The following is a 1432-nucleotide window of genomic DNA, read 5'->3' as shown; positions in this document are numbered from 1 at the left end:
GGGCGGGGAGCTTGTTCCGGGACAGGGGGATCACCGCGAGCCCTCGCTCGGCGGCGGAGAGGGCGTGGGCGAGGGCCAGGGTGGTGACGTGCCGGTCGGTGGTGGCCATACCCATATGTTCGTACAGATGTTCGAGTAAGGGAAGGGGGCTGTTCGCGTTGATGGGTGGCCGTTGTGCGGGGCTTGCTCCTTCCCTGAGGCTGATCAGGGCTTTCTCAGGGGATGGGGAAGGTTTATCCCTTGTTCATCATGCTTGAGAGGGAATCAAGGCCTCCAGTGCGGTTCGCCCCGGACTCGGTGGGCAACTCTGGATTCGCGACGTCGAAGAAGTACGGCGATTCCGGGGTGGTCGGCCAACCTCCCCGGTGACGGCAGTAGTTGAACTCTCTGGAGGCATTCACATGGGAAGCATCCGTACCGCCCGCGTCCTCGCGGCAGCAGCCGCGCTCCCGCTCGCGGCCGCACTCTTCGGCGGGGTGGCTCACGCCGACAACGGGGCCATCGCGGACTTCGGATCGAACGCGAGCGTGGCCAGCATTGTCGGCAGCGGTGTCGCCGGCGGGAATCTCGGCAACTCGTCCACCTCGCAGCAGGTGGCGACCGGGCCCGGCGCCTCCAGTCAGGGCAATACGGCTCAGGTGGACGGCTCCGCCTTCACCGCGATCGACCAGCGGAACGTCGCCGTCAACTTCGGCCAGCTCTGGTGAGCCAGGGCCCTTGACGGGGCGGGACGGCAAGGCAGGGGTGCGGGCACGCGCCCGCTCGGCGGCACGGAGGGTTTGCCGTCGGGCGGGCGCGGCTCCCCTTCTTGACAGGGGAGTTGTATCTGACGGACAGTCAGAAAACCTGCACCGAGGCCCGAGGAGGGGTGAGGGGGGATGAGCATGACGAGCGTCGGTCCCGAGAAGCCGTACGGATCCGATGAGCTCTACGACGTGCTGCGGGCGTACGAGGGCCGGCCCGCCGCCGTCTCGGGTGTCGGCAAGGATCCCGTCAACGAGCCGATGATCAGGCACTGGTGCGAGGCGATGGGGGACACCTGCACCGCCTATACGGGGCCCGGTGCCGTGGCGCCCCCGACGATGCTCCAGGCATGGACGATGGGCGGGCTCTCCGGACACGGGCAGGCGGGGCGCTCGCAGGCGTTCGACGAGCTGCTCGGGCTGCTCGACGCGGCGGGCTGCACCGCGGTCGTCGCGACCGACTGCGAGCAGGACTATCTGCGGCCCCTGCGTCCGGGGAACCGGATCACCTTCGACGCGGTGATCGAATCCGTCTCCACCCGCAAGACCACCCGGCTGGGCACGGGCTACTTCGTCACGACGCGGATGGACGTGCGTGCGGACGGGGAGCCGGCGGGCATCCACCGGTTCCGCATCCTGAAGTACGCGCCGCACGGGACGCGGGGGCGGGGGGCCGGACGGGACTCGGT

Annotated in this window: 2 protein-coding genes and 1 pseudogene; 2 read left to right on the top strand and 1 reads right to left on the bottom strand. The window is 69.1% G+C overall.

Features of this window, described 5'->3' with window-relative positions; translation table 11 throughout:
• Positions 1–127 (bottom strand): annotated as a pseudogene (locus GUY61_RS41015) (DNA primase); the annotation flags it as partial.
• A gap of 274 nt (positions 128–401) precedes the next feature.
• Here GUY61_RS41015 and GUY61_RS38295 point away from each other — a divergent pair.
• Positions 402–707 carry a hypothetical protein gene (locus tag GUY61_RS38295; protein WP_166634890.1) on the top strand — a complete coding sequence of 102 codons (306 nt, stop codon included), beginning with the start codon at positions 402–404 and terminating at the stop codon, positions 705–707.
• Between the two features lie 177 nt (positions 708–884).
• On the top strand, positions 885–1432 hold a 548-nt coding region (locus tag GUY61_RS38290), incomplete at its 3' end, for a MaoC family dehydratase N-terminal domain-containing protein (RefSeq protein ID WP_166634891.1).

This window comes from Streptomyces sp. GC420, assembly GCF_009916105.1.
Lineage (GTDB): Bacteria > Actinomycetota > Actinomycetes > Streptomycetales > Streptomycetaceae > Streptomyces.
The sequence above is the reverse complement of the archived record's forward strand: the minus strand, read 5'-3'. Positions and strand labels throughout refer to the sequence as shown.

What these genes read in the sequence shown, in the direction of transcription:
- GUY61_RS38295 (WP_166634890.1), top strand. Translation starts at nt 402, where the DNA reads ATGGGAAGCATCCGTACCGCCCGCGTCCTCGCGGCAGCAGCCGCGCTC.